We start from the raw sequence: 21,912 nt of genomic DNA, 5'->3' as shown, positions 1-21,912 counted from the left end.
CCAATCGGATAAAAAGCAGCCCAGCCAACCCACCCGTATTTCCCTACCAGGCCCGCCGTTCGACGCTGCCGTCGGCCCGAGAAACGAACAATGAAAAGGCTGTATCTGCTCGGGCTTCTTGCCTGTCTCGCTCAACCGGCATTCGCCGACCTCAAACCCGCCGCCCACGACAAACAGGCCTTCGTCAGCGACCTGATCGGCCGCATGACCCTCGAGGAAAAGATCGGCCAGCTGCGCCTGATCAGCATCGGCGCGGACATGCCGCAGCCGCAGATCCTCAAGGAAATCGCCGCCGGGCACATCGGCGGCACCTTCAACACGGTCACCCGCGCCGACAACCGGCCGCTTCAGGATGCCGCACTCAGCAGCCGGCTGAAGATCCCGATCTTCTTCGCCTACGACGTGGTCCACGGCCACCGCACGATCTTCCCGATCAGCCTGGCGCTGGCGTCGAGCTGGGACATGCAGGCAGTCGCCCTCGCCGGCCGCACCTCGGCCATTGAGGCCGCCGCCGACGGCATCGACATGACCTTCGCACCGATGGTGGACATCACCCACGACCCGCGCTGGGGCCGCACCTCGGAAGGCTTCGGCGAAGACCCGTATCTGGTCTCGATGAGCGGCGCCACCATGGTCAAGGCGTTCCAGGGCGCCGCGCCGAACACCGCCGACAGCGTGATGGCCATCGTCAAGCACTTCGCCCTCTACGGCGCGGTGGAAGGCGGTCGCGACTACAACACCGTGGACATGAGCCCGGTGCGCATGTACCAGGAGTACCTGCCGCCCTACAAGGCCGCGCTCGACGCGGGCAGCGGCGGCGTGATGGTCGCGCTGAACTCGATCAACGGCGTGCCGGCCACCGCCAACACCTGGCTGATGCACGACCTGCTGCGAAAGGAATGGGGCTTCAAGGGCGTCACCGTGAGCGACCACGGCGCAGTCACCGAGCTGATCAACCACGGCGTCGCCGACAACGAGCGCGAGGCCGCCAAGCTGGCGATCAAGGCCGGCATCGACCTCTCCATGCACGACTCGCTGTACCGCGACGAACTGCCCGGCCTGGTGAAATCCGGCGAGGTCAGCGTACAGGAAATCGACAATGCGGTGCGCGAGGTACTCGGCGCCAAGTACGACATGGGCCTGTTCGCCGATCCCTACCTGCGCATCGGCAAGGCCGCCGACGACCCGCAGGACACCAACGCCGAAAGCCGCCTGCACCGCGAGGCCGCGCGCGACGTGGCGCGCAAGTCGATGGTGCTGCTGAAGAACGAGGCCTGGACGCTGCCGCTGAAGAAGCAGGGCAGGATCGCGCTGATCGGCCCGCTGGGCGACGCCAAGGTCGACATGCTCGGCAGCTGGTCCGCCGCCGGCGTGCCGATGCAGGCGGTCACCCTCTACCAGGGCCTGCGCAACGCGGTCGGCGACCAGGCGCAGGTGGTCTATGAGCGCGGCGCCAACATCACCGACGATGCACATGTCGTCGACTACCTGAACTTCCTCAACTGGGACGCGCCGGAAGTGGTGCAGGACCCGCGCAGCCCGGAAGAAATGATCGCCAATGCGGTGAAGGTCGCCAGCCAGGCGGACGTCATCGTCGCCGCGGTGGGCGAGTCGCGCGGCATGTCCCACGAGTCCTCCAGCCGCACCAGCCTGAGCATTCCGGCAAGTCAGCGCGCGCTGCTCAAGGCGCTCAAGGCCACCGGCAAACCGCTGGTGATGGTGCTGATGAACGGCCGTCCGCTGCAGCTGAACTGGGCCCAGGCCAACGCCGACGCGATCCTGGAGACCTGGTTCAGCGGCACCGAAGGCGGCAACGCCATCGCCGACGTGCTGTTCGGCGACTACAACCCGTCCGGCAAGCTGCCGATCTCCTTCCCGCGCTCGGTCGGACAGATCCCCACCTACTACAACCACCTGCGCATCGGCCGGCCCTTCGTCGAGGGCAAGCCGGGCAACTACACCTCGCAGTACTTCGAGGAGCCCAACGGCGCGCTGTACCCGTTCGGCTACGGCCTGAGCTACACCCAGTTCAGCCTGTCCGACATCAGCCTGTCGAGTGCCACGCTGCGGCGCGATGGCCGGCTCGAGGCCAGCGTGACGCTGAAGAACACCGGCACGCGCGACGGCGAAACCGTGGTGCAGCTGTATATCCAGGACATCGCCGCCTCGATGATCCGCCCGGTCAAGGAGCTGAAGGATTTCTGCAAGGTCATGCTCAAGGCCGGCGAGGAGAAGCTGGTGCGCTTCGTCATCGACGAGGACGACCTGAAGTTCTACAACGCGCAACTCCAGCACGTGGCCGAGGCCGGCCGCTTCAACCTGCAGATCGGCCTGGATTCGAAGGACGTGAAGCAGCAGGGCTTCGAGCTGCGCTGAGCAGCGCTGGCGCTTCCGCGCGCAGGGTGCCCCCACCCTGCGCCCCGCCCTCTACCAGCCCGGCACACCCTGGCGGATCGCCTGGGAAAAGTCCGCCCGCCCGGCCGCCTGCCTGGCCCGCTCGGTGATCCGCCCGCGCTCGCGCAGCTGCTCCAGCGACAGCCCCGGTTGCAGGCCGCCCTGTTCCATCACGTAGCCGGGCAGGTAGCCGCTGAGCAGCAACCGGTAATCCAGCGGCAGGCCTCCGACGATCTTCTGCATCATCTGGAACACCAGCGTCGTGCAGTTGGCGGTGGCGCTGTTGTACCAACGCGGTTCCCGCTGCAACTCATTGGCCTGTTCGACGTACGCCAGCAGCAGTTGGCGGATGTCCTCGCGCGGCAGGTCCACGCGGTACAGGTAATCGTCCTCGCCACGCACGTTGGTGCGTACCGCGACGATATCCCGCTCTTCGGCGGCGATGATGCTCAGTTCGTACTGTTTGAAGAAGCCGGCCAGCGACGAATAGCGTTCGCCCTTCTCCTTGCGGATTTCCACCGAGAAGGTCAGGAAACGGCCGTCGCCGAAACCGAAGGACACCAGCACATGGGCGATCGCCGGCATCCCCCAGTAGGACGTGACGAAGTCGACGGACTCCAGTCGGGAAAGGTCATAGCGTTGTGCCTGCCAACGCACGTCGAAGTCCTCGTCGCTGCGCCAGGTGAAGTCGCGCACCTGGTCCATGAGCAGGGCCTCGCCCTCGACCCGGCCGGTGGCGAGCTTGGCCACGTCCGGGCTCCAGTCGCGGGACGCTGACGGCGCGATGGCGTTCCACCAGACCAGCAGCGCGGCGAAACCGAGCGCGTAGCCAGCCAGGCCGAGCAGCACCCGGTGGCGCCAGAGCAGAACCAGCGCGAGCATACCCAGCAGCACCCACGCCGAGGCGCCGGCGTAGCGCAGGGCCGTCGGGCCGGGCAGCCGGTAGCTCAGCGCCAACGCGGCCCAGGCCGCCGAGGCCAGCACCAGCAGCGAAGTCAGGGTAAGCAGAAGTACACGCCACATGAACGTCATCCCTATCAGGGCCGGAAATTGAGAGAGCCCCGCCTCGAGGCGGGCCTGCATCCTATCGCGACGGACGGCGATGCCCGTCTCCGCTAGGGACAGTTCCGCGGCCGATTCGTCCCGCCGCGTGGCCCGGAAGAAACCGCTGCCGCCGCCGGAACGCCTGTCGGCACGCATGGTCGGAGCTTTCTACAACGCCCGGACACATCGGTCGCCGCAGTGGAGAGCGCAGATGGGTACTGTTTACTACGTCGGAACCTGCCCGCATTGCCTGGCGGCGAAGCGCACCTTCACCTCGTGCCGGCAGGTGCTGTTGCGCAAGAGCGAGTCGGGCTCGCGCTGGCGCCTGCAGATGAGCTGCAACGCCTGTGCGCGGCGTATCGACGTGCTGCTGGCCTCGGCCGGGCTCGACGGCCCGCTCGACGGTCCCGGCTCCATCACCCTCCCGCGTCACGGCGGGCAGATCGCACCGGCGCTGCCGTTCATCGTCCAGGCGGTGTATCCGAAACCACGGGCGATCCCCGCCCCCTTCGCCACGCCGTTGCAGCCGGCGGATCGCCTTTCCGCAGCCCGCGCACGCTTGGCGCTTGGCGACTTCGAAGCCTGCGCGACGCTCTGCGTGAGCGCGCTGGACCTCGCCAGCCATGATCTGCTGCCCGGAATCCCCGGCCTGCGCGAACGCTTTCATCGCCTGCGCAACGAAGGGGTCATCCCCTCCACGCTGGCCGCCTGGGGCCATTTCGTCCGCATCGAGGGCAGCGCCGCGACACTGCTAGACGACGACGTCGCCGAGGAGGAAGCCCAGGAGCTGCTGGACTTCACCGAGACCTTCCTGCTGTTCGCGTTTTCCCGTCCCGGCGCGGGAATCGCAGCGCCACGACGGCGCGCGGGCTGAGGCAGTTCCGTGTCCGCGCGCCGTCTCCCGACCGCCGCGTTCCCCTACCCGAAAAGAGCCCCTGGCCTCCCAGGAACCGGAGACTTCAAATGTCCGGCCCGTTGGCCGGCGTGCCGCTTGGCTACCCTCGACCCGCTACAGGCCACGGCTGACGGGGCCTCAGACGAGGCGGGAACAAAACCGGATGGATTGATATCAAATTTGTAACAGTGAATTGCACAACTTTTTCACTGCGACAATTTGCAACACCTTACCCTGTAAGAACGTCGGGAAGAGACGACCAATGGACGACGGCCCTATCGGTTCCGGTGCAGCGCACCGACCTGGCCTCCTGCCCCTCGAAGGTCGCGTGCCCCCACGTGGATGTTTCCGCCTGCGCCTGCGCCTGCACGGCAAAGGCACCACCGTGAACTGATAGCGACTACGCAGCTTTCGGCGAGCAGCCCCCTGGCTCGTCAGACGCGTATCGCAGGAGCCTCCCATGACCGATAAATCCAAAGGCTTTACCCGGCGGCAGATCCTTGTCTCGTCGGCGGCTTCGCTCGCCGTCGGTGCCGCTGCCAGCGCCAAGGCGGCCACCGTGGTCGGTACGCCCGGATGGATACCCTTCGACCACAACGGCCCGATGCACTACGAGGCAGACGGCTGGCAGTTCTTCACCGAAGAGGAGGCGCGCGAGGTCGAGGCTATCGTCGAGCGACTGGTCCCTGCCGACGAACTTTCGCCGAGTGGCAAGGACGCCGGCTGCGCGGTCTTCATCGACCGCCAGTTGATGACCCATTACGGCACCTTCGAGCGCCTCTACCAGCAGGGGCCGTTCGTCCCCGGCGTCGAGCCGAAATCGCCGCTGGTGCCCCGCGACCGCTACCGCACCGGCCTCGCCGAACTGGGCAAGTACTGCCAGGCAACCTTCAAGAAGCGCTTCAGCGAGCTGGACGACGCCCAGCGTGACCAGGTGCTCAAGGGCCTGGAGAGCGGTGAGATCGCGTTCGAGGGCATCGAATCCAAGGCGTTCTTCGAGCAGGTGTTGAAGAACACCATGGAAGGCTTCTTCGCCGACCCGATCTACGGCGGCAACCGCGACATGGTCAGCTGGAAGATGCTCGGCTTCCCCGGCGCGCGTTACGACTACCGCCCCTACATCGCCCGGCACAACGAGAAGCTGGACCTGATCCCGCTGTCGATCGTCGGCAGCTCGGCATGGAATCGCAAAGGATGAGTGGCATGGCCAAGAAACTCCCCGCTACCGACGTGGCCGTGGTCGGGCTCGGCTGGGCCGGCTCGATCATCGCCAAGGAGCTCGCCGACGAAGGCCTGCGCGTGGTCGGCTTCGAGCGTGGCGCCTGGCGCGATACCGCGTCGGACTTCAACGTTGCCTCGGCCGCCGACGAACTGCGCTACCCGCAGCGCCAGGAACTGATGCTGCAGACCCGGCAGAACACCTGCACGATGCGCAACAACCCGAGCCAGACGGCGCTGCCGATGCGCACGTGGGGTTCCTTCCACCCCGGCAACGGCACCGGCGGCGCCGGCAACCACTGGGCCGGTATCACCTTCCGCTTCCAGCCCGAGGAATTTCGCCTGCGCAGCCACCTGGTCGAGCGCTACGGCGAACAGGCCATCGAGGGCCTGAGCCTGCAGGACTGGGGCACCACCTGGGAGGAAATGGAGCCGCACTACGACGCCTTCGAGCGCGTCGCGGGCGTTTCCGGCAAAGCGGGCAACATCGCCGGCAAGATCGTCGAGGGAGGCAACCCGTTCGAGGGCGCGCGGACGCGCGATTATCCGAATCCGCCGACCCAGCAGACCTTCGCCCCGACGCTGTTTGCCGAGGCCGCGCGCAACATGGGCTACAAGCCGTTCCCGGTACCGTCGGCACTGGCCTCCCAGGGCTACACCAACCAATACGGGGTGACCATGGGGCCCTGCACCTTCTGCGGCTTCTGCACCAACTACGGTTGCGCCAACTATTCCAAGGCCAGCGCCATCGTCAACGTGCTGCCGGCGCTGGTGCGCATGCCCAACTTCACCGCGCGCACCCATTGCGAAGTGCTCGAGGTGACCAAGGACAGCACCGGCAAACGTGCCACCGGGATCATCTACGTCGACGAGAACGGCGAGAAGTGGGAGCAACCGGCGGACATCGTGGTGGTCGCCGCCTTCACCTTCGAGAACGTGCGTCTGATGCTGCTCTCGGGCATTGGCGAGCCCTACGACCCGCTCACCAACCACGGCACCACCGGGCGTAACTACGCCTACCAGACCGCGAACGACGTGAAGCTGTTCTTCGACGACAAGAACTTCAACCCCTTCATCGGCGGCGGCGCCATCGGCATGGGCATCGACGAGTTCAACAACGACAACTTCGACCATTCCGGCCTGGGCTTCGTCGGCGGCGGCAGCACCCGCGTGACGCCCATCGGCGCCGCGCCGATCAACGCGCGACCGGTACCGCCGGATACTCCCCGGTGGGGCTCGGAGTGGAAGAAGACCACAGTGAAGTACTACGCCAACAGCATGTCCATCGGTTGCGAGGCGAGCAACTACAGCTCGCCCAACAACTACCTCTCGCTGGACCCGAACTACACCGACCCCCACGGCCGGCCGCTGCTGCGCATCACCTTCGACTTCAACGAAAACGACCTGCGCATGGCGCAGTATGTGACCGAGCGTACCGCCGAGATCGCCCGCGCGCTGAACCCGAAGCTGATGTTCGCCAACCCGCGCAAGGGCCCGTGGAACAACACCTCCTACCAGTCCTCCCACGTGGTCGGCGGCTTCGTCATGGGCGCCGACCCTTCGACCAGTTCGGTGAACAAGCACCTGCAGGTGTGGGGCGTGCCCAATCTGTTCGTGGTAGGCGCCTCGGCCTTCCCGCAGAACCCGGGCTACAACCCCACCGGCACCGTCGGCGCCCTCGCCTACAAGGCGGCGGACGCGATCCGCAAGCTCTATCTCAAGCGTCCGGGGGAGATGATCAACGTATGAAAACGATAATCTCCCATTGCCTCGGCGCGCTGGCCCTGAGCGTTGGCGCGGCCCACGCCGTCACCGGCAGCGACTCCTACAGTCTGGTGGAAAAAGGCCGCTACCTGACGACCCTCGGCGACTGCACGGCCTGCCATACGCAGCCAGGTAAGCCGCTGTTCGCCGGCGGCGTGACCATCGACACCCCGTTCGGCAAGCTGGTCGGCGCCAATATCACCCCCGACCCCAACAGCGGCATCGGTGGCTGGAGCTTCGAGGACTTCCAGAACGTCATGTCCAAAGGCCACGCGCCGGGCGACAAGCGCCTGTACGGAGCGATGCCGTACACCGCCTACACCAAGGTCAGCCGTGAGGACAACCGGGCCATCTGGGCCTACCTGCAGACGGTGCAACCGGTACACAACCCGGTGGAAACCAATCTGCTGCCGTTCCCGTTCAACGTGCGCAGCAGCCTGATCGCCTGGAACCTGCTCAACTTCGAGGAGGGCGAATTCAAGCCCGACGCGAAGAAATCCGAGCAATGGAACCGCGGCGCCTACCTCGTTCAGGGCCTCGGTCACTGCGGCACCTGCCACACGCCGAAAAGCATCACCGGCGGCGACAAGAACGACGCCTTCCTCGCCGGCGCCAACCTGCAGGGCTGGGTCGCGCCGAATATCACCGCCGATCCGCACAACGGCATCGGCGCCTGGAGCGTCGAGGAAATCGTCCAGTACCTTAAGACCGGCGCCAACCGTTTCGACATCGCCTCCGGGCCGATGGCCGAAGCCGTGGAGCACTCCACCCAGCACTGGAGGGATGAGGACCTGATGGCGGTCGCGGTCTACCTGAAGGACGACCCGCGGACCGACTGGCCGAAGCCCGTCGAACCGCTGGCCGCGGACAGCCCGGCGATGGTGGCCGGCAAGGCGATCTACGCCGACCGCTGCTCGGCCTGCCACGTCGATTCCGGCGAAGGGATCGCGCATCTCTTCCCGAAACTCGCCAAGGCGCCGCTGGTGAACGCCGCCGACAGCACCTCGCTGATCCGCGTGGTACTGGCCGGCAGCCGCGCTGGCGGCACCGAGGCGGCGCCCACCGCACCGGCGATGCCGTCGTTCGCCTGGAACCTCAGCGACGAGAACATCGCCGACGTGCTGACCTACGTGCGCAACAGCTGGGGCAACTCCGCCTCCCCGGTTTCCAGCGCCGAGGTGACCGATCTGCGGGACAGCCTGAACGAGCGCTGAGCGGCGCAACGCACCATCCGCCACGCGCTTCGCTGGCGTAACGAAAAGGCCACCCGATCGGGTGGCCTTTTTCTTTCCTTGACCCGAAACCCACCTACCCTTTGCCTCACAGCCGTGGACGGCCCGGACAAAAAATCCTCCCGACGGAGGTGCGGTCCGCAGTCCGAACGGTCACACTCTGCAACATGTTCAGCCACTGAGAGCCGCAATGCAGGAACCCGTCGAAGTCGCCGTCAGCCCCATCCCCCGTCTTGGTTGGCTCGACCGCCTGAGTCTCTACCGCCAGCCCATCGGCCTCGCCCTCACCCTGATCCTGTTCGCGCTCGGCCTGCTGGCGTGCTGGCACCTGCTGCACGAACTCGATCCGGACGGCCTGCGCGCCGCGCTCTTCGACGTACCCCAGGCCAGCATCTATGGCGCCCTCGCCGCCACGGCACTGAGCTTCGTCGCACTGCTCGGCTATGAATGGTCGGCGATGCACTACGCCGGGGTGAAACTGCCGGCCTCGCGACTCACGCTGGGCAGCTTCTGCGCCTTCTCGATCGGCAACGCGGTGGGCTTCTCGCTGCTCTCCGGCGGCTCGGTGCGCTATCGGCTGTATGCCCGCGAAGAGCTGAGCGCCGGCGACATCGCCCGGATCAGCCTGTTCGCCAGCCTCTCGCTGGGCTGCGCACTGCCGCCGCTGTCCGCACTCGCCGCATTGAGCGACCTGCCGGCCGCCGCCCAGGCGCTGAAACTCCCGGCGCCGCTGGTGGGCGCGCTGGCCGTGGCCATCCTGCTGGGCTGCGCCGCGCTGGTGCTGTTCCTCTCGCGCCGCCGCCTGCCGCAAGGCGGCGTGCCCGGCAGCGTCGAGGTGCAGGTGTCGCGCTGGCAGCTGCGCCTGCCCGGCGCGAAGCTGTCGCTGCTGCAACTGTTCATCACCCTGGTCGATGTCAGCGCCGCCGCCACCGTGCTCTACCTGCTGCTGCCCGAGGCGCCGCCGTTCGGCAGCTTCCTGCTGGTCTACCTGCTGGCGCTGGCAGCCGGCGTGCTCAGCCATGTTCCCGGCGGCATCGGCGTGTTCGAGGCGGTGCTGCTGGCCGCCTTCGCCGGCCAACTGGGCGCCGCGCCGCTGGCCGCCGCGCTGGTGATCTACCGGCTGATCTACGTCGGCCTGCCGCTGGTGCTCGGCTGCCTGCTGTTGCTCGCCGACGAAGCCCGGCGTTTCCTCGGCGCCGGCCGCGAAGCCCTGCGCCTGGCCTCGACGCTGGCGGCACCGGTGCTCTCGCTGCTGGTGTTCTTCGCCGGCGTGGTGCTGCTGTTTTCCGGCGCGACCCCGGCCATCGACGAGCGCCTGGACACCCTGCGCTTCCTCATTCCGCACCGGCTGATCGACATCTCCCACCTCGCCGCCAGCCTGGTGGGCGTGCTCTGCCTGCTGCTCGCCCAGGGCCTGCGCCAGCGCCTGTCGGCCGCCTGGGCGCTGACCCTCGCCCTGCTGGTGGTCGGTGCCGGGCTGTCGCTGCTCAAGGGCGTGGACTGGGAAGAGGCGATGCTGCTGTCGATCACCGCCGCGCTGCTGGCGGTGTTCCGCAAGGCCTTCTACCGCCCCAGCCGGCTGCTGGAGATGCCGCTCTCGTCGGTCAACCTGGTGGCCGCGGCGTGCGTGCTCGCGGCCTCGACCTGGCTGATGTTCTTCGTCTACCAGAACGTGCCCTACGACCATGAGCTGTGGTGGCAATTCGCGGTCGACGCCAACACCCCGCGCTCGCTGCGGGCGACGCTGGGCAGCTTCCTGCTGCTGGCGATCCTCGGCCTGGTCTGGCTGCTGCGCCCGCAGCCGCCGGAAATCCTCGAACCCGACGAGGCCGAGCTACAACGCGCGCTCGCCATCATCAAGGCTTCCGATCAACCGGACGGCGGCCTGGTGCTCACCGGCGACAAGGCGATCCTCTTCCACCCCAACGGCGATGCCTTCCTGATGTACGCACGACGCGGCCGCAGCCTGGTGGCGCTGTTCGACCCGATCGGCCCGGCCGCCGAACGCGGCGAGCTGATCTGGCAGTTCCGCGACCTCTGCGACCACTACCGCGCCCGCCCGGTGTTCTACCAGGTGCGCGCCGAGAACCTGCCGTACTACATGGACATCGGCCTGAGTGCGATCAAGCTCGGCGAGGAAGCCAGCGTTGACCTGGCCACCTTCGACCTCGACAGCAAGGGCAAGAAAGACCTGCGCTACACCTGGAACCGCGGCCAGCGCGACGGTCTCAGCCTGGTGATCCATGCGCCCGGCGAGGCGCCGATGGAGCAGTTGGCGGCGATTTCCGAAGCCTGGATGCAGGGCAAGCAGGCGCGCGAGAAGGGCTTCTCCCTCGGCCGCTTCGACACCGACTACCTGCGCCACTTCCGCATCGCCGTGGTGCTCGACAAGGACCAGCCGGTGGCCTTCGCCAGCCTGCTGGAGACCGACCAGAAGGAAGTCGCCAGCCTCGACCTGATGCGCGTGCATCCGAAGGCGCCGAAGCTGACCATGGAGTTCCTCATGCTCGGCCTGATCCTGCGCTTCAAGGAGGCCGGGTATGCGCACTTCAGCCTCGGCATGGTGCCGCTGGCCGGGTTGCAGGTGCGCCGTGGCGCGCCACTGGCCCAGCGCCTGGGCTCGCTGGTGTTCCAGCGCGGCGAGCAGTTCTACAACTTCCAGGGCCTGCGCCGCTTCAAGGACAAGTTCGACCCCGAATGGGAACCGCGCTACATGGCCGTTCCCGCGGGACTCAACCCACTACTGGCCCTGGCCGACACCGCCGCGCTGATCGCCGGCGGCCTGACTGGATTGGTGAAACGCTGATGGCCTTATCGCTCTCCCGTCGCAAGACGCTGACAACCCTCCTCGTACTGTCGTGCCTGCCGCTGGGCGTGGCCTGGTGGTTCCTCAAGCCGCCGCCGAGGGCGCAACTCGAACACCCGACGCTGTCCGATGGCAGCGCGGTGACCCTGGCCGTGCCACCGGGCAAGATCGGCGCGCGCGTGGTCGTAGCCGTACCCGAGGGCCAGGGGCTGAGCGATGCGCAACTGCTGAATCTGGCCGAGCGCGGCGCGCTGCTGGTGCAGTACGTTCTCCAGCCCGGCAGTTGCGAACAGCAACGCCAGCACATGAACGATGCCGCGGCGCAGCTGAAACAGGCGCCGACGCTGGTCGCCGGTATCGGCCCAGGCGGCGTGCTCGCCTGGCGTTGGCTGGCGGCCCAGGGCAGCGACCAGGCGCGCGCGCTGTCGGTCGGTTTCTCGCTGTCGACGCCGGATTGCCCCGACGTGCTGCCGCAACGGGCAGAACACGGCCAGTGGACCATCGCCTGGAACGACAATCCGGACGATCCCAGCGCGCGCTTCGCCCGTGCGCTGGACAACGCCCATACGCAGATCGCCGACTACGACACGCCGCTGCCGCAGTTGCTCGATCAGCAGTTGCAGAGCCTGCTCGCCGGCCAGGGCGAAGCCATGCCGGTGGTCGACGTGCCGGCCAAGGACCCGGTCGACACGCTGAGCCTGTTCTATTCCGGCGACGGCGGCTGGCGCGACCTCGACCGCGATGTCGCCGAGCAGATGGCGCTGCACAACTACCCGGTGATCGGCGTCGACACGCTGCGCTACTACTGGCAACGCAAGAGTCCGGAGCGCTCCGCCAGCGACCTCGCCGCGCTGATGAAGCACTACCAGGAAACCCGCGGCGTGAAGCACTTCGCGCTGATCGGCTACTCGTTCGGCGCCAACGTGCTACCGCCGATCTACAACCGGCTGCCGGCGGCGACCCAGGACACGGTGAGTTCGCTGATCCTGCTGGCGCCCGAACGCAGCGTCGGTTTCGAGATCGAGGTGCAGGGCTGGCTGGGCAAGGTCAATCAAGAAGCGCCGATTGGCCCCGAGCTGAGCAAGCTGCCGGCGGCGAAGGTACTGTGCGTCTATGGCGTCGAAGAAAAGGCGGAAACCGGCTGCACGCTGGGTGAGCTGAGCGGCCAACCGCTGGAACTGCCGGGCGGCCACCATTACGACCAGGATTACCCGGCGCTGGCCGCGCGCCTGCTCGATGCGATAAAGGCCCGGACCACGCCGTAAGCGTGGCTCCGGCGCCACGCGCGGCTTTTCCCGAACCCCGGAAAACACAAAACCCGCCGAAGCGGGTTTGTGTGGTACCGACTCGAAATCCCTGTCGAGGCGCCGTCCTGGCTCGGTGGTTCATCCTGCGGTTCGTGCGATCCGTCGCGCCATCCGTAGGGCAGAGATTACGGCGCGCACGCACACCCCGGTAGAGCCAAGCCGCGACAGCGTGTGTAGGCATTTGGCTACTCGGCGCCCCATCGGCGGCGCCCCGGTGACGCGGTCGGATTCAGCGCTTCAGCAGGCCCTCCACGCGATCCGCGCCCGCATTGATTTCATCGGCCTCCTGCTCCTTGGTCTTGATGGTGGTCGGCGTGATCACCTTGTCGACGGTTTCGGTCGCTTCGTCATCGCGGGTGATGTCCTTCCTCACCACATCCACCGGGTTGCCGGCCAGATCCTGCTTGGGCAGGTTGGGCGGCGTGCGGTCGATGGAGGATTGGCTGGGGCGATCGGTCTGGCTCATCTTCATGTCCTTCTCACTGCATGTGAGGTTTCGAGCGCCCCGCCTGGCAAGTAGTTCGATTAACCGGTCGCTCGGTCAGTTTCCTCACGTTCCGGGGCATGCGCCTACCGTGGCGGAACCTGGCCGGCCAGCCATTCAGACGCCGGAAGTAAGAGACCTCACCGGGAACCATTGCGCGATTTGCAAGGTCGTTTCCGACCATTCGTGCATTCTGCTAGCAGCTTATCGCCATCATTTAATGTAAGTCATTGATTTATAACAGACACGAAGTTGGCACGCATGCTGCGATAACAAAGCGGAATTGAACTGCTTTGGATAACTAAAAAATGAACGATCTGCTCAATGCCGTAACTGCCGCTTTCCCCGACTACGAAGTCACCGCCGTCGCCCGCCCTGACCGCGGCTGTCTCGTGACCCTCAAGAACTACGATGGCAGCCTGGTCAAGCGTGCCGCCTGCGCCGCCCAGGTATCCGACGAATTCCAGCGCGAGCGCTTCGTCAACACGATGAAACGCGACGTGGCGCTGCACTTCGGCGAACTGCCGCAGGTGGAAACCCTCAGCCGTCTGCGTCGCTCGGGCCTGCCGGCCTACAGCCACGTCTGAGCCGTCGCTGGAAGAAAAGAACCGCCTCTCGGGGCGGTTTTTCTTTGTAAGTCTTTCGCCCCGTCTTCACGAGTCCGCAGCATGCCTCCGTCCCGCCGCAAGCCCGCCCCTGTCCGTGCGTCCACCAACTCCGGCTTCGTCCGCGTGCGCGGTGCACGCGAGCACAACCTGAAGAACGTCGATGTCGATATTCCCCGCGATTCGCTGGTGGTGTTCACCGGGGTCTCCGGCTCCGGCAAGTCCTCGCTGGCGTTCGGCACGCTGTACGCGGAGGCGCAGCGGCGCTACTTCGAGTCGGTGGCGCCCTATGCCCGGCGGCTGATCGACCAAGTCGGCGTGCCCGATGTCGATGCCATCGAGGGCCTGCCGCCGGCCGTGGCACTGCAGCAACAGCGCGGCACCCCGAGCACGCGCTCCTCGGTCGGCAGCGTCACCAGCCTGTCGAGCCTGGTACGCATGCTCTACTCGCGGGCCGGCGACTACCCGCCGGAGCAGCCGATGCTCTATGCCGAGGACTTTTCGCCCAATACCCCGCAGGGCGCCTGCCCGCAATGTCACGGCCTGGGGCGCGTCTATGAAGTCACCGAGCGCTCGATGGTGCCGGACGACTCGCTGAGCATCCGCCAGCGCGCGGTGGCGTCCTGGCCCACAGCCTGGCAGGGGCAGAACCTGCGCGACATCCTGGTCACGCTGGGCTACGACGTGGACATTCCCTGGCGCGACCTGCCGCGCGAGCAGCGCGACTGGATTCTCTTCACCGACGAGCAGCCGACGGTGCCGGTGTACGCCGGGCTCAGCCCCGAGGAGACGCGCCAGGCGCTGAAACGCAAGCTGGAGCCGAGCTATCAGGGCACCTTCACCGGGGCGCGGCGCTACGTGCTGCACACCTTCACCCACTCGCAAAGCGCGCTGATGAAGAAGCGTGTTTCGCAGTTCATGGTCGGCAGCCCGTGCCCGCTGTGCGACGGCAAGCGGCTGAAACGCGAGGCGCTGTCGGTGACCTTCGCCGGGCAGGACATCGGCAGCCTCTCGCAGATGCCGCTGCTCGAACTGGCTGAGGTGTTGCGCAGGGTCGCCGATGACGCGTCCGCGGACGCCCCCGCTCCGGCGCCAGCGGACCGACCCACGGCAAAGGCCGCACGCGAGCAGCGCAGCGCCGCCGGCGGCTCCACGCATGCCGGCGCGCCGGACGTGCGCCGCACCGCCAACCGCTCGCCGGAGAAACGCCTGGCCGCCCGACGCATCGCCGCGGACCTGCTGGTCCGGGTGAAAACCCTCACCGACCTCGGCCTTGGTTACCTTGCGCTGGAACGCAGCACGCCGACCCTGTCGTCCGGCGAACTGCAGCGCCTGCGCCTGGCCACCCAGCTGACCTCGCAGCTGTTCGGCGTGATCTACGTGCTCGACGAGCCTTCCGCCGGCCTGCATCCGGCCGATGGCGAAGCGCTCTTCGATGCCCTGCAGCAGCTGAAGGATGCCGGCAACTCGCTGTTCGTGGTCGAGCACGACCTGGAAACCATGCGCCGGGCCGACTGGCTGGTGGACGTCGGCCCGGCGGCTGGCGAACACGGCGGACGCATCCTCCACAGCGGCCCACCGGCCGGGCTCGCCGACGTCGAGGCCTCGCAGACCCGGGCATACCTGTTCGGTACCCGGAAGGCGGTCGAACGGACGCCGCGCCAGGCATCGGACTGGCTGCGCCTGGAAGGCGTCACCCGCAACAACCTGCGCGGGCTGGACGTGAGCTTCCCGCTCGGCTGCCTGTGCGCGGTCACCGGGGTATCCGGCTCGGGCAAATCCAGCCTGGTCAGCCAGGCGCTGCTGGAACTGGTCGGCGCCCAGTTGGGCCATGCCGTCTCCGCCGCCGACGGCGAGGAACCGAGCCTTGAGGATGCCGTGCTGCCGGCGACCGAGGGGCGCGTGGTCGACGGCATGCAACGCATCCGCCGGCTGGTTCAGGTGGACCAGAAGCCGATCGGCCGCACGCCGCGCTCCAACCTCGCCACCTACACCGGGCTGTTCGATGGGGTGCGCAAGCTGTTCGCCGCCACGCCGCAGGCCAGGCGGCGTCACTACGATGCCGGACAGTTCTCCTTCAACGTCGCCAAGGGCCGCTGCGCCACCTGCGAGGGCGAGGGCTTCGTCAGCGTCGAGTTGCTGTTCATGCCGAGCGTCTACGCGCCCTGCCCGGCCTGCCAGGGTGCGCGCTACAACCCGCAGACGCTGGAAGTCACCTGGCGGGAAAAGAACATCGCCGAGGTGCTGCAACTCACCGTGGACGACGCCTGCGGGTTCTTCGCCGAGGAAGCCGCCGTGCTGCGTCCGTTGCGCCTGCTGCGCGACATCGGCCTGGGATACCTGCGCCTCGGTCAGCCCGCCACCGAGCTGTCGGGCGGCGAAGCGCAGCGCATCAAGCTGGCCTCGGAACTGCAACGCAGCCAGCGCGGCGCCACGCTCTACGTGCTGGACGAGCCCACCACCGGCCTGCACCCGCTGGATATCGACCGGCTGATGGCCAAGCTCGGCGAACTGGTGGATGACGGCAACACGGTGGTGCTGGTCGAGCACAACATGCCGGTGGTGGCGCAGGCCGACTGGGTGATCGATATCGGCCCCGGCGCTGCCGACGCCGGCGGCCGCGTGGTCGCCTGCGGGGCGCCGGACGAGGTGGCGCGCAGCAAGGAGAGCCGGACAGCGCCTTACCTGCGCGCGCAGTTGCAGCGCTGAGCGGCGCGGGGCCTCAGGGCGTGACCGCCAGCGCCCGTTTGTGCGCGCTGTTGTCGTAGGTGCGCAGGATGATCCGGCTGGCCTCCTCGCTCACCGGCTTGCCCTCGAGGAAATCGTCGATCTCCTCGTAGCGCACGCCGAGCGCGGTTTCGTCGGCGTGGCCGGGGCGCAGGCTTTCCAGGTCGGCAGTCGGAACCTTCTCGGTCAGCGCCTCGGGAGCCCCGAGCCAACGGCCGACGGCGCGCACGCGGCGCTTGTTCAGCCCGTACAGCGGCGCCACATCGCAGGCGCCGTCGCCGTGCTTGGTGAAGAACCCCATCAGCGCCTCCGCCGCGTGGTCGGTGCCGATCACCAGGCCGTCGCGCGCGCCGGCGATGGCGTACTGGGCGATCATCCGCTGGCGCGCCTTGATGTTGCCGAGGACGAAATCCTCCTGCGCCGCATCGCGAAAGGTCAGTCCGGCGTCCCTGGTCGCCCGCAGCAGCGCGTCGCTGGCCGGGCCGATGTCGACCCGCAACAGCTCGTCGGGCTGGATGAAGTCCAGTGCCGCACGCGCGTCCGCCTCGTCGTGCTGCTCGACGTAGGGCAGGCGTACGGCGATGAAGGTGGCGGGCTCGCCCTCCTCGCGCAGTTGCTGCACGGCGAGCTGGGCCAGGCGCCCGGCCACGCTGGAGTCGACACCGCCGCTGATACCCAGCACCAGCACATGCCGGCGGCTGTTGCGCATCTGCGCGACGAGGAAGTCGATGCGCCGCCGCGCTTCGCTCGCCGCGTCGAATTCCGGGCTCACCTGCAGGTCACGGATGATGCGTTGCTGACGGCTGGAAAGGTCGTTGCTCATAGGCTGTATTCCATGCTGAAAGGAGAAGTGATTCAACGGCGGGCGAGGCTGGCATGCAGGCGCGGGATCTCAGCCAGCGCGAAACTGGATGCCGCGTCCAGCACGGCCATCCGGTCGCCCGGGAAATGCTCGGTGCGGGAAAACAGGCGCAGTTCCTCCTGCCCACTGAATGCCCAGGCGAAGCACACGGTGCCCGGCGCGATCCCATCGAGGCCATCCGGCCCGGCGACGCCGGTGGTGGCGACCACGACATTGGCCGGGCTGTCACGCAGCGCACCGGCGGCCATCTCGCGGGCGACCTGCTCGCTGGTCAGTCCGAAGCGGTCGATGGTGGCCTGCTGCACCGCGAGCAGGCGCTTCTTCGCATCCGGCGAATAGACCACGTAGCCGGCGTCCAGATAGCGCCCGCTGCCAGGGCAGGACGCCAACAGGGTGATGATGTTGCCCGCGGTACAGGACTCGGCTGTCGCCAGCAGCAGGTGGTGCTCCTTGAAATACTCGACGATGGCTTCGATCCGCATGACTTTCCACGCTCGTGGTTGCCTGAACGGTAGACAGGCCACGATCGGCAACGCTCCCGCACGCGGCCGGTTGCCGGACGACAGGCCGCTGAATGAACGCTCGGCGGCGGGCGCGCTCAAAAGCGGGTCTGCCAGGAAGATCGCCCATGCCGCGCAACGAAACCCTCTGGTCCCAGAGCCTCACCCGGTTCCGCGACGCGGTCGCCGCGCCATCGCCCACACCCAGTTGCGGCGCCGCCGCGGTGGTCAGCGCCAACCTCGGCCTGGCGCTGGTGCTGATGGCCTTGCGCACCTCCCAGGCGAAACAGCCGCAAGCCGTGCGCGGCGCGCTGATCGCCCAGGTGGAAACCCTGCTTCACGCCCTCGCCGACTACGCCGATGCCGACGTGCTGGCCTTCGCCGACTATATGGAAGCGCTGCGCCACGACGACACCCAGGCGCCCAACCGGCAGCGTGCCGCGCGCAAGACCTCGGCGGTTTCGCTCGACGCCGCACGTTGCTGCGCCCAGGCCCTGGCACTGGCGAGCGAGGCGCGGCCGCAAACCGCCGATGCCCTGGTCAGCGATATCGAGGCCGGCGCCCTGCTCCTGCATGCGGGGCTCAGCGCGCTGCTGATCAACCTCGACGTGGACCTGCGCGAACTCGTGGACGAGAGCGAACGCCGGCGCCTGCGCATGGCGCGCCGGCAGGTTCAGGACGAGGCGGACCGGCACCTCGGGCAGATCCGCGCAGCCAGCCATTAGCGACCAATCGGCGGGAACCGACGCCGAGGCTATCCAAGACCCGGACGTGCCGCTAGAATTGCGCACTTTTTGATCAAGGGCGCCTCCCGGAGCGCTCCTCGAGGTTAGCCGCCATGTCCACCGCCACCGCCCCCAAAGTGGGTTTCGTCAGTCTCGGATGCCCGAAAGCCACGGTCGATTCCGAGCGCATCCTCACGCAGCTGCGCATGGAGGGCTACGAAGTCGTGCCCACCTATCAGGATGCCGACGTGGTGGTGGTCAACACCTGCGGCTTCATCGACAGCGCCAAGGCCGAGTCGCTGGACGCCATCGGCGAAGCGCTGGCCGAGAACGGCCGGGTGATCGTCACCGGCTGCATGGGCGTGTCGGAAAGTGCGATCCGCGACGTGCACCCCAGCGTGCTCGCCGTCACCGGCCCGCAGCAGTACGAGCAGGTGGTCAACGCCGTGCACGAGGTGGTGCCGCCGAACATCGAGCACAACCCGCTGATCGACCTGGTGCCGCCGCAGGGCATCAAGCTCACCCCGCGCCACTACGCCTACCTGAAGATTTCCGAGGGCTGCAACCACAGCTGCAGCTTCTGCATCATCCCCAGCATGCGCGGCAAACTGGTCAGCCGCCCGGTGGGCGACGTGCTCAGCGAGGCCCAGCGCCTGGTCAAGGCCGGCGTGAAGGAGCTGCTGGTGATCTCCCAGGACACCAGCGCCTACGGCGTCGACCTCAAATACAAGACCGACTTCTGGGACGGCCGCCCGGTCAAGACACGCATGCTCGAACTCTGCGAGGCGCTGTCGAGCATGGGCGTGTGGGTGCGCCTGCACTACGTCTACCCGTACCCCAACGTAGATGACGTCATCCCGCTGATGGCCGCCGGCAAGCTGCTGCCCTACCTCGACATCCCCTTCCAGCACGCCAGCCCGAAAGTGCTCAAGGCGATGAAACGCCCGGCTTTCGAGGACCGCACCCTGGCGCGCATCAAGCAGTGGCGCGAGATCTGCCCGCAGCTGACCATCCGCTCCACCTTCATCGTCGGTTTCCCCGGCGAGACCGAAGAAGACTTCCAGTACCTGCTGAACTGGCTCACCGAAGCCCAGCTCGACCGCGTCGGCTGCTTCCAGTACTCCCCGGTGGACGGCGCGCCGGCCAACGACATGAACCTGGAAATCGTCCCCGACGACGTCAAGCAGGAGCGCTGGGACCGCTTCATGGCGCACCAGCAAGCCATCAGCACGGAGCGCCTGCAACGCAAGATCGGCCTGGAAATGGACGTGCTGATCGATGAAGTCGACCACGAAGGCGCCGTCGGCCGCTCCTGGGCCGATGCCCCGGAAATCGACGGCAGCGTGTTCATCGAAACCACCGCCGTCCAACCCGGCGACAAAGTCCGCGTGCGCATCGTCGATGCCGACGAGTACGACATGTGGGCCGAGCTGGTTTGATCTCCTGATCGAGAGCTCCCTACTGCTCCCCCCTCCCATTCATGGGAGAGGGGCTGGGGAAGAGGGCCGAAAACGCCACGAAATGACCAGCCGTAGGGTGCGCCATGCGCACCGCGCGCACGAGGCGAGCGCTTTGGCTCATGGCCGATCCAGCGGACTAAGCACTGCAAGGCCGCCACGATTGAGCACATGCGTATAGATCATCGTGGTTTTCACATCCGCGTGACCCAGTAGCTCCTGAACCGTGCGGATGTCCTGGCCGCTTTCCAGCAAATGCGTGGCGAATGAATGGCGGAGCGTATGCGGAGTCGCCAGCTTCGCGATGCCTGTCGCGCGCACCGCCACCTTGAAAGCACGCTGCAAGCGCTTCTCATCGACATGATGGCGCCGCCGCTTGCCACTGCGAGGGTCGGTCGACAACCCCTGCGCCGGAAACATGTACTGCCACGCCCACTCCCACGGTGCCTTGGGATACTTGCGCTCCAACGCCTGCGGCAGGTACACATCACCACGCCCGGCCAGCAACTCCGCATTGTGCACGGCCTTCACTGCGAGCAAGTGTTTACGCAACGGCTCACGCAGGCGTTGCGGCAATACCGTGACGCGGTCCTTCATGCCCTTGCCGTCACGCACCACGATCTGCTGCCCGGTGAAATCCACATCCTTTACCCGTAAACGCATCACCTCCATCAAACGCATACCAGAGCCATACAGCAGACTGGCGATCAGCCACAGTTCACCCTCAAGCTGCGCCAGCACCGCCTTCACTTCCTCGACACTCAATACCACCGGCAACCGCACTGGCTTCTTGGCCCGCACTACTTCACCCAGCCAGGGCAGCTCCAGCTTGAGCACTTGTTTATAAAGAAACAGCAACTCAGCCAGTGCCTGATTCTGCGTGGAGGCCGACACATCCCGACGCACCGCCAGATCGGACAGGAACGCCTCCACCTCCGCCGCCCCCATCTCCGCCGGGTGACGATAAGCATGAAATCGAATAAACCGACGAACCCACTCGCAATAGACTCGCTCAGTGCGAATCGAGTAATGTTTCAAGCGAATTTGCTCGCGTACTTGATCGAGCAACCGAGGCTTTCCGTCCATGGCGCATAACTCCCTTATACGGTCATCCAGACCGCTGCACTTCCCAGCCTAGACAGCGACCGCAAAGAGGACAAGGAATGTTATCCACCACAGGCCGCCAAAGCGTTATCACACCATTTGGTGTCTATTTATAGTTATATTTTGAGAGAAATTGAATGAGCCATGTAACCGATATTATACTTTCTACAATGATCGAAGATGGCTCGGTAGGTGAAGCATCCACACCTAACGTTGATGTACTGAACGAATACCTTAGTAAGAATTATGGTGGCTGGAAGCTAGTTAAGGTTGATGATAAAGCTGGCGGTGGCAAGGCGATGCAGTGTGATTTGTTCATTGCTGCAATTAATCACTTGGACATCTCTGCCTTTTTAAATGCATTCCGTGAAGTTGAGTGGGAAGCGCCTGAACATGTGCAGCTCATGTTAAAAGATGAGCATGATGAAGGCTTTACCATTTACAAGCCATAAATATAACGAAAATATAACGAAAAAAGGGACGGATTTATTTATATGCAGGATTACTGATCTAAAAATAAATCTTTCTCCTTATTCCAGTCAGCTTATAAAAACTGGCAAAATCAAACGCCAGGAAAACTCAAAAAAGCATTGGCTACGGATTAAGAGTACATAACAACTGGTTCAAACCGTTCGCTTCGCTCACTGGGACGGGCTAAAGCCCAATGTCATCAACTTTGGAAATTATCCATAAATATCATATAATTAGCGCTCAAATCAGTGCATGGGAGAAGCCCTTTTGACTACCTATACCGCATCGCTTGACACCGCCAGCCAAGCCCTGGTTTG

General features: G+C 66.0%; 17 protein-coding genes. 12 read left to right on the top strand and 5 right to left on the bottom strand.

Annotated elements, in window-relative coordinates; genetic code table 11:
- The first annotated feature begins 90 nt into the window (after positions 1 to 90).
- On the top strand, positions 91 to 2,376 hold the full coding sequence (gene bglX, locus QMX85_RS15045; RefSeq protein ID WP_282342147.1) for a beta-glucosidase BglX: 2,286 nt from the start codon (positions 91 to 93) through the stop codon (positions 2,374 to 2,376).
- Between the two features lie 51 nt (positions 2,377 to 2,427).
- Here bglX and QMX85_RS15040 read toward each other — a convergent pair whose 3' ends face one another.
- Positions 2,428 to 3,417 (bottom strand): DUF4105 domain-containing protein, encoded by a 990-nt coding sequence (locus tag QMX85_RS15040; RefSeq protein ID WP_282342145.1) that lies wholly within the window; start codon positions 3,415 to 3,417, stop codon positions 2,428 to 2,430.
- Between the two features lie 232 nt (positions 3,418 to 3,649).
- On the opposite strand from QMX85_RS15040, the gene QMX85_RS15035 reads away from it, so the two are divergent.
- From QMX85_RS15035 to QMX85_RS15010, 6 genes are all read left to right on the top strand, one after another.
- On the top strand, positions 3,650 to 4,312 hold the full coding sequence (locus tag QMX85_RS15035; RefSeq protein WP_282342143.1) for a DUF4145 domain-containing protein: 663 nt from the start codon (positions 3,650 to 3,652) through the stop codon (positions 4,310 to 4,312).
- Between the two features lie 481 nt (positions 4,313 to 4,793).
- A complete protein-coding gene (locus tag QMX85_RS15030) occupies positions 4,794 to 5,531 on the top strand; it encodes a gluconate 2-dehydrogenase subunit 3 family protein (protein WP_282342141.1) in 738 nt (245 codons plus the stop codon).
- Positions 5,532 to 5,536: 5 nt separating this feature from the next.
- Positions 5,537 to 7,300, top strand: a complete 1,764-nt coding sequence (locus tag QMX85_RS15025) for a GMC family oxidoreductase (RefSeq protein ID WP_282342139.1) — start codon at positions 5,537 to 5,539, stop codon at positions 7,298 to 7,300.
- Positions 7,297 to 8,529 carry a cytochrome c gene (locus QMX85_RS15020; protein ID WP_282342137.1) on the top strand — a complete coding sequence of 411 codons (1,233 nt, stop codon included), beginning with the start codon at positions 7,297 to 7,299 and terminating at the stop codon, positions 8,527 to 8,529. Before QMX85_RS15025 ends, QMX85_RS15020 begins: the two co-directional genes overlap by 4 nt.
- Positions 8,530 to 8,737: 208 nt before the next feature.
- On the top strand, positions 8,738 to 11,353 hold the full coding sequence (gene mprF, locus QMX85_RS15015) for a bifunctional lysylphosphatidylglycerol flippase/synthetase MprF (protein WP_282342135.1): 2,616 nt from the start codon (positions 8,738 to 8,740) through the stop codon (positions 11,351 to 11,353).
- Positions 11,353 to 12,618 (top strand): AcvB/VirJ family lysyl-phosphatidylglycerol hydrolase, encoded by a 1,266-nt coding sequence (locus QMX85_RS15010; RefSeq protein WP_282342133.1) that lies wholly within the window; start codon positions 11,353 to 11,355, stop codon positions 12,616 to 12,618. Before mprF ends, QMX85_RS15010 begins: the two co-directional genes overlap by 1 nt.
- Positions 12,619 to 12,889: 271 nt before the next feature.
- Here the strand turns inward: QMX85_RS15010 and QMX85_RS15005 are convergent, their stop codons facing one another.
- Positions 12,890 to 13,126, bottom strand: coding sequence for a hypothetical protein (locus tag QMX85_RS15005; protein WP_282342131.1), 237 nt, complete (start codon positions 13,124 to 13,126; stop codon positions 12,890 to 12,892).
- A 326-nt stretch (positions 13,127 to 13,452) separates the two neighbouring features.
- Between QMX85_RS15005 and QMX85_RS15000 the strand changes: the two genes are divergently transcribed.
- Together QMX85_RS15000 and QMX85_RS14995 are read left to right on the top strand one after the other, a co-directional pair.
- Complete coding sequence (locus tag QMX85_RS15000; protein ID WP_090228256.1) at positions 13,453 to 13,731, top strand: DUF3509 domain-containing protein; 279 nt, start codon at positions 13,453 to 13,455, stop codon at positions 13,729 to 13,731.
- Positions 13,732 to 13,812: 81 nt separating this feature from the next.
- A complete protein-coding gene (locus tag QMX85_RS14995; protein WP_282342129.1) occupies positions 13,813 to 16,458 on the top strand; it encodes an excinuclease ABC subunit UvrA in 2,646 nt (881 codons plus the stop codon).
- Between the two features lie 13 nt (positions 16,459 to 16,471).
- Here the strand turns inward: QMX85_RS14995 and nadE are convergent, their stop codons facing one another.
- Positions 16,472 to 17,299, bottom strand: coding sequence for an ammonia-dependent NAD(+) synthetase (gene nadE / locus QMX85_RS14990; RefSeq protein WP_282342127.1), 828 nt, complete (start codon positions 17,297 to 17,299; stop codon positions 16,472 to 16,474).
- Positions 17,300 to 17,331: 32 nt separating this feature from the next.
- Positions 17,332 to 17,820, bottom strand: coding sequence for a CinA family protein (locus tag QMX85_RS14985; protein ID WP_090228264.1), 489 nt, complete (start codon positions 17,818 to 17,820; stop codon positions 17,332 to 17,334).
- A 146-nt stretch (positions 17,821 to 17,966) separates the two neighbouring features.
- On the opposite strand from QMX85_RS14985, the gene QMX85_RS14980 reads away from it, so the two are divergent.
- Both QMX85_RS14980 and rimO read left to right on the top strand, forming a co-directional pair.
- Complete coding sequence (locus tag QMX85_RS14980) at positions 17,967 to 18,563, top strand: cyclodeaminase/cyclohydrolase family protein (RefSeq protein ID WP_282342124.1); 597 nt, start codon at positions 17,967 to 17,969, stop codon at positions 18,561 to 18,563.
- 113 nt (positions 18,564 to 18,676) lie between these two features.
- On the top strand, positions 18,677 to 20,002 hold the full coding sequence (gene rimO / locus QMX85_RS14975; RefSeq protein ID WP_282342122.1) for a 30S ribosomal protein S12 methylthiotransferase RimO: 1,326 nt from the start codon (positions 18,677 to 18,679) through the stop codon (positions 20,000 to 20,002).
- Positions 20,003 to 20,140: 138 nt separating this feature from the next.
- On the opposite strand, the gene QMX85_RS14970 is transcribed toward rimO, so the two are convergent.
- On the bottom strand, positions 20,141 to 21,106 hold the full coding sequence (locus QMX85_RS14970) for an integron integrase (protein ID WP_282342120.1): 966 nt from the start codon (positions 21,104 to 21,106) through the stop codon (positions 20,141 to 20,143).
- A gap of 155 nt (positions 21,107 to 21,261) precedes the next feature.
- Between QMX85_RS14970 and QMX85_RS14965 the strand changes: the two genes are divergently transcribed.
- Positions 21,262 to 21,576, top strand: a complete 315-nt coding sequence (locus QMX85_RS14965; RefSeq protein WP_282342118.1) for a hypothetical protein — start codon at positions 21,262 to 21,264, stop codon at positions 21,574 to 21,576.
- Positions 21,577 to 21,912: the final 336 nt, after the last annotated feature.

The sequence above is a fragment of the Pseudomonas sp. PS02288 genome (assembly GCF_029959715.1).
In the GTDB taxonomy this organism is placed as follows: domain Bacteria; phylum Pseudomonadota; class Gammaproteobacteria; order Pseudomonadales; family Pseudomonadaceae; genus Pseudomonas_O; species Pseudomonas_O kuykendallii.
This window is presented reverse-complemented; position numbering and strand designations above follow the sequence as displayed.

Coding starts and splice junctions, on each gene's coding strand:
- bglX (WP_282342147.1), top strand. CDS start 91: ATGAAAAGGCTGTATCTGCTCGGGCTTCTTGCCTGTCTCGCTCAACCG.
- QMX85_RS15040 (WP_282342145.1), bottom strand. CDS start 3,417: ATGTGGCGTGTACTTCTGCTTACCCTGACTTCGCTGCTGGTGCTGGCC.
- QMX85_RS15035 (WP_282342143.1), top strand. CDS start 3,650: ATGGGTACTGTTTACTACGTCGGAACCTGCCCGCATTGCCTGGCGGCG.
- QMX85_RS15030 (WP_282342141.1), top strand. CDS start 4,794: ATGACCGATAAATCCAAAGGCTTTACCCGGCGGCAGATCCTTGTCTCG.
- QMX85_RS15025 (WP_282342139.1), top strand. CDS start 5,537: ATGGCCAAGAAACTCCCCGCTACCGACGTGGCCGTGGTCGGGCTCGGC.
- QMX85_RS15020 (WP_282342137.1), top strand. CDS start 7,297: ATGAAAACGATAATCTCCCATTGCCTCGGCGCGCTGGCCCTGAGCGTT.
- mprF (WP_282342135.1), top strand. CDS start 8,738: ATGCAGGAACCCGTCGAAGTCGCCGTCAGCCCCATCCCCCGTCTTGGT.
- QMX85_RS15010 (WP_282342133.1), top strand. CDS start 11,353: ATGGCCTTATCGCTCTCCCGTCGCAAGACGCTGACAACCCTCCTCGTA.
- QMX85_RS15005 (WP_282342131.1), bottom strand. CDS start 13,126: ATGAGCCAGACCGATCGCCCCAGCCAATCCTCCATCGACCGCACGCCG.
- QMX85_RS15000 (WP_090228256.1), top strand. CDS start 13,453: ATGAACGATCTGCTCAATGCCGTAACTGCCGCTTTCCCCGACTACGAA.
- QMX85_RS14995 (WP_282342129.1), top strand. CDS start 13,813: ATGCCTCCGTCCCGCCGCAAGCCCGCCCCTGTCCGTGCGTCCACCAAC.
- nadE (WP_282342127.1), bottom strand. CDS start 17,299: ATGAGCAACGACCTTTCCAGCCGTCAGCAACGCATCATCCGTGACCTG.
- QMX85_RS14985 (WP_090228264.1), bottom strand. CDS start 17,820: ATGCGGATCGAAGCCATCGTCGAGTATTTCAAGGAGCACCACCTGCTG.
- QMX85_RS14980 (WP_282342124.1), top strand. CDS start 17,967: ATGCCGCGCAACGAAACCCTCTGGTCCCAGAGCCTCACCCGGTTCCGC.
- rimO (WP_282342122.1), top strand. CDS start 18,677: ATGTCCACCGCCACCGCCCCCAAAGTGGGTTTCGTCAGTCTCGGATGC.
- QMX85_RS14970 (WP_282342120.1), bottom strand. CDS start 21,106: ATGGACGGAAAGCCTCGGTTGCTCGATCAAGTACGCGAGCAAATTCGC.
- QMX85_RS14965 (WP_282342118.1), top strand. CDS start 21,262: ATGAGCCATGTAACCGATATTATACTTTCTACAATGATCGAAGATGGC.